Here is a 5,265-nt window from a genome sequence, read left to right on the forward strand (position 1 = left end):
TCAGACCAGGTCAGTACAGGCATCTTCAGCCACTTTATCAAAAGGTGGCTTCTCCTGATTTGACTTCAGGCTTGGAGTCTTCTCATGATCCCAATGATTATTCAAATGCTCGCCTGCAGTATATCGAAGCAGGTTTAGAACCATTTTCAGGCGAGTTGACCGATGCTCATTTGGCGCATTTTATCAAGAGAACCAGATTTGGCTCCACTTTAGAAGAATTAAAAGGACTAAGAGGGAAGCAACTTAGTAGTATCGTAGCCGAATCCCTTGCTTCTTTTACACCATTTGCAGAGCCGGTAAATAATTACAATGATGTAAGTGAAAACAAAATTGATCCGGATGTTCCATTGGGTGAAACCTTTGTTCAGGCCAAATTTAACCAGGATTTTGAGGGAGACAGAATCGTAGCACTTAAGTCTTGGATGATAGGAAGGATTCTTGGACAGAGTAGCGGTATACAGGAAAAGATGGTCCTATTTTGGTGGAATTTTCTTCCCATCAAAATGTGGGATGTGTTTGTAGCCAAGTCATGCTACCGCTATATCAATATGCTCCACAGAAATGCCTTGGGCAATTTCAAAACTATGATCAAGGATTTGACACTTGATCCGGCTATGCTGGTTTTTTTGAGCGGGGCCTTCAATAACAAAGAGACTCCTGATGAAAACTTTGCCCGGGAATTGCAGGAACTGTTTTGTGTAGGCAAAGGAAAAGACGCAGGATACAAGGAACAGGATGTGCAGGCTGCCGCACGTGTCCTAACAGGGTGGACGGTAAATTGGGAAAGTATCCATGAAGACGGGGAACCTGAATCCTATTTCAACCCTGAAATGCATCACCTTGGGGACAAACAGTTTTCTGCATTTTATGGGAACAAGCTCATCACAGGAAAGGAGGGAGAAGCAGGAGCCGGAGAATTGGATGAGATGTTGGAAATGATTTTTGCCACCAACGAATCTGCAAAGCACCTTTCCCGAAAGCTTTATACTTTTTTTGTAGCAAGTGAAATCACAGAATTGGCAGAAGCCAATATCATCACGCCACTGGCAAGCATCATCAGGCAAAATAACTATGATATTTTACCAGCCCTTGAGGTTTTGTTTTCCTCAGCCCATTTCTTCCATGCAGATATCATGGGTTCCTTGATCAAAAGCCCAATGGATTTTATCCTAGGACTATGGAGAAATTTTGACATGCCGGTAGCAGAAAATGCCATGGCAGAAAAGGATTTTTACTCCGCGATTATGTGGGATATGAGCGGCATGGGTATGGAAGCAGGAGATCCGCCAAACGTAGCAGGCTGGACTCCATATTACCAGGCACCACAGTATGATAAGATTTGGATTAATACATATACTATCCTGAAAAGGGCAACAGGTTCTGATTCCATGATTTTTTGGGGTTATTGGATTTCCAATTCTGTCAAAATTTCTGCTGACTTGCTGAGCTATGTCAAGGGATTCACCACCCCGGAGGATCCTGTTCTTTTAATAAAAGAATTTGCGCTTGTAAATCTTGGACTTGAATTAAGCCCTTCACAAATCGAACAGGTCAAAATGATTTTGCTCAATGGACAGGATCAGGATTATTATTGGACAGGAGCTTGGCTGACCTATTTGGCCTCGCCCAATGACGAGGCAAACGCCACCATTGTCACAAACAGATTAAAACCTGCTCTTCAGCTTTTATTGCAAATGGGTGAAGCACAACTGATGTAATTTTATGAAAAGAAGGTCATTTATAAAACACGCAGCACACAGTCTTGCCATTCCGAGTTTTTTGGGAGCGATGAGCAACAAAAGCTTTGGGCAGACACTGGAAAAATTTTTGAATCTGGCTAACGAATCAGACCGGGCATTGGTCCTGATCTACCTGGAAGGAGGAAATGACGGACTCAATACAGTGATTCCTTTGGCCCACCTAAGTCAACTCAATAAAGTCAGGCCACATGTTGTGCTTCCCGATAGTGGCATTCTTCCGGTTGAGGGTGCTGATTTTGGTTTGCATCCATCTCTTTCTGGTTTTCAGTCATTGTATGAAGAAGGACGGTTACAGGTTTTGCATTCGGTAGGATATCCTCAGCAGAACTTTTCACATTTCAGGTCTACTGACATTTGGATGAGTGCATCGGATTCTGATGAATTGGTCACTTCAGGATGGACAGGAAGGTATCTTGAAGCTACCCATCCCCAATACCCCGAAGGATATCCAAACGGTGAAAATCCAGATCCATTGGCCGTGGAGATCGGTTATGGATCGTCTATGCTTTTTCAGGGAGAAAAGGCAGGATTCAGCATGATCATCAACAACACCAACTCCTTCTATCAGCTGCTTGATAATGAGCAGGAAGAAACTCCTGATACGCCTGCAGGTGATAAACTACGATACATCAGATTGATTGCGCAGCAATCTCAAAAATATGGGGCCGTAATCAGAAGTGCTGCGCAAAAGGTACCACAGCAGAAAGTATATCCTGATACCAAACTTGGCAACCAACTCAGGATTGTGTCGAGGCTGATTGCAGGAGGATTGAAGACCCCGCTTTATCTGGTCAGGATGGGGGGATTTGATACCCATGACAATCAAGTGGACGGGGGAGATCATACCAAAGGGCACCATGCCAATTTGTTGAAAGACCTGAATGATGCCGTAATGGCTTTCATGAATGACCTGGAGTTTTTGGGAAGTGCCGACAGGGTGATGGGAATGACTTTTTCCGAATTTGGAAGAAGGATAGTGTCCAATTCCAGTGGTGGAACTGACCATGGTGCGTCTGCTCCTTTGTTCATTTTTGGAAACATGTCCTATGGCGGATTCAAAGGAACCGCGCCGCTGATAGATGGATCGGAAGAGTACCGTGACAATATCCCCATGCAGCATGATTTCAGGCAAGTTTACAGTTCTTTGCTTACACAATGGTTTGGCTCGGACTCGTCTGTGAATCAGGCTACGATGAAGGGGACTTTTGGAGAAGTACCGGTAGTAAAAAATGCCCTGATCACTTCTATCCCAAATGAAGAACCGAGTAATTTAAAAGTTTATCCAAATCCCATCAGAGATTTTGCGACTGTTAAGTTCGATGTTTTTTCAGGAAATATCAGAATAGATATCATTGACAGCCAAGGGAGAGAAGTAAATAAGGTATATGAGGGAATTTTCCAAAACAGGCAATTCAATCAGAATTTTGATTTTTCCATGTATCCTCCCGGGAGGTATATCCTCAGGGTGATGGATGGTTATAGGAGAAGTACAGTCCATTTGATTAAGCTATAAATTCAGGTTTAAAAATATATTCTTGAAAAAATTCATATTGGTTTTGGTTTGGTAAAAAAAGAGTCGGCAGTATTGCTGACTCCTTTTTCAAATTTTAATATCAATTATCTCAGATAAAAAAATCGAATTTCAAGACATTAAAGGTTATTTTTTTTGGTTAGTTTGGTTAGAGGGAGTCAGTTGGGAGGCTGACTCCTTTCTTCTCCAAATTATAATGAAAGGTTAAAACAAAAACCGGATGCTAGATCCGGCTAAAGTATTTAAAGACAAAGGTTTATTTTTTTATTGGTTAGTTAGGTTAGAAGGAGTCAGTTGGGAGGCTGACTCCTTTCTTTTTTGCCTCGGTCAGTGTTGTCACTGACTGATTAAACCGCTACTTCCAAATGCTTATCCAAAATTTCCCTGATATTTCCTGAAGGCCTTTCTGCAGAAGGGTCAATAATTTTTCCTTCTTTGTCCAAAAGCAGAAATCTTGGTATGGCATTGACCATAAAGAACTGCGCCAATTCAGACTGCCAAGCGTTTTCGGCAAACCACTGCAATCCATCCATTTTTTTGTCTTTGACCATTTTCTCCCATGGTTCCCTCGTATCATCAATGGACACTGTCAAAAATGCAACAGGTTTGTCTTTGTATTCTTCTTTGACTTTATCCCAATTAGGGTGTTCAGCAATACAGGGGCCGCACCAAGTGGCCCAAATATCGATATAGACAAGGTTTCCTTTCAAATCACTCAGTTTCACAGTTTCCCCTTTCATATCGGTAAATTGAAAATCAGGAACCTCTTTACCCGGACTGATAGGTTCCCATTTGGCTTTCAGTTTTTCAAGTTTGTCAACAAATTTTGGGGTGGTATTTTCAGCCAAAAATTTAACATACATGGCCTCTGCATTCACAGGACCTCGGTATTCTATGGTGGATTTCAGGGTTTCAAATTTTAATTGGTCTTTGATCGAAGGATCTTTGATCAGCGAGTCTATTGCCATCCATGATACCTCCTCGTAAGATGTGAGCGTGGTATCCGCTTTCATCATTTCACCTGCCAAATTGTTAATCCTTTGGTCTAGGAGATTTTTATAAGGAGCCACTCCGAGAAGTTCTTTTTGGTCCAAAGGCAGGGCTTGTAGTTTGTTCTTTGTCTCCTCTATGGGAAAGTCCACGGAATCCTGCGGGATTTTATTGATATAGGAATGGTAAAGGGGATACAACTGATCCATGAACATACTTTGGTATGTAAAGTATGATTCTTCCATTTTATAAAAAACAGGATCAATGTCTTTTCCAACAATCAGCGAGTCAAAATTATTTTTCACAATGGACATCAAGCTGTCCTTTCTTGAAAAATAAGCTTCTTTTTTTAAAGCCATTGTTTCCATGAAATTGTCAATCCCGCTTTCATTGATGGCTTTGAATTTTTTTCTCAGGTAGGAATTCTCTTTGGCTTTGTCACCGGATGCCAAAAAAGTTGCTCCAAATTCCTTGACATCTCCACTGACAAAAATGCTGTCTCCCGGATCTAAGTACAGGCTAAACCTTAAATCTCCATTGGTAAGCATAAACATCCCTGATTCGGGATACTCAAAGTTTAACTGGAAAGTCCCGTCTGATTGTACGGAATCTTGAGCAAGTTCTTCATCCTGACTAACTGTGATCAAAGGGAATTCAGAGTTATCCAATTTTCCATAAATCTTGATAGAGTTGTCGATGATTTCAGGCTTTGGGCTGCAGGCTAACAACAGCATAACCGCTGCCATCACAAATAGACTTGAATTTTTCATTTGTTTGTGGTTTATATGATTGTTGAAATTTAGGATTGAATTGACTTTGGCTTTCAAATCAGAATTTATAAACTTAAAAATACATTATGTTTTTAAAACGAAAAAGTAAAATCAAAAGTATACGCTATTCCTATCGGTTTTTTAAAAAAAATTAACATGCACTTTTTCAGCCGAATCATTAATTATTTCAAAGGCCCCCTTGAAATCGGCAAAA

The 5,265-nt window shown here is 41.0% G+C and carries 3 protein-coding genes; 2 read left to right on the forward strand and 1 reads right to left on the reverse strand.

Translation table 11 applies throughout. The features are described 5' to 3' along the window. Window positions 1–1,718: DUF1800 domain-containing protein (locus ACZFYI_RS15255; protein WP_462524991.1), on the forward strand; the 1,718-nt coding region annotated here is incomplete at its 5' end. Window positions 1,719–1,722: 4 nt separating this feature from the next. Continuing rightward, entirely contained in the window at window positions 1,723–3,273 is a 1,551-nt protein-coding gene (locus ACZFYI_RS15260) for a DUF1501 domain-containing protein (protein WP_462524992.1), read from the forward strand. 365 nt (window positions 3,274–3,638) lie between these two features. Here ACZFYI_RS15260 and ACZFYI_RS15265 read toward each other — a convergent pair whose 3' ends face one another. Further along, window positions 3,639–5,051 carry a TlpA family protein disulfide reductase gene (locus tag ACZFYI_RS15265; protein WP_462524993.1) on the reverse strand — a complete coding sequence of 471 codons (1,413 nt, stop codon included), beginning with the start codon at window positions 5,049–5,051 and terminating at the stop codon, window positions 3,639–3,641. Window positions 5,052–5,265: the final 214 nt, after the last annotated feature.

The sequence above is a fragment of the Aquiflexum sp. genome (assembly GCF_977115555.1).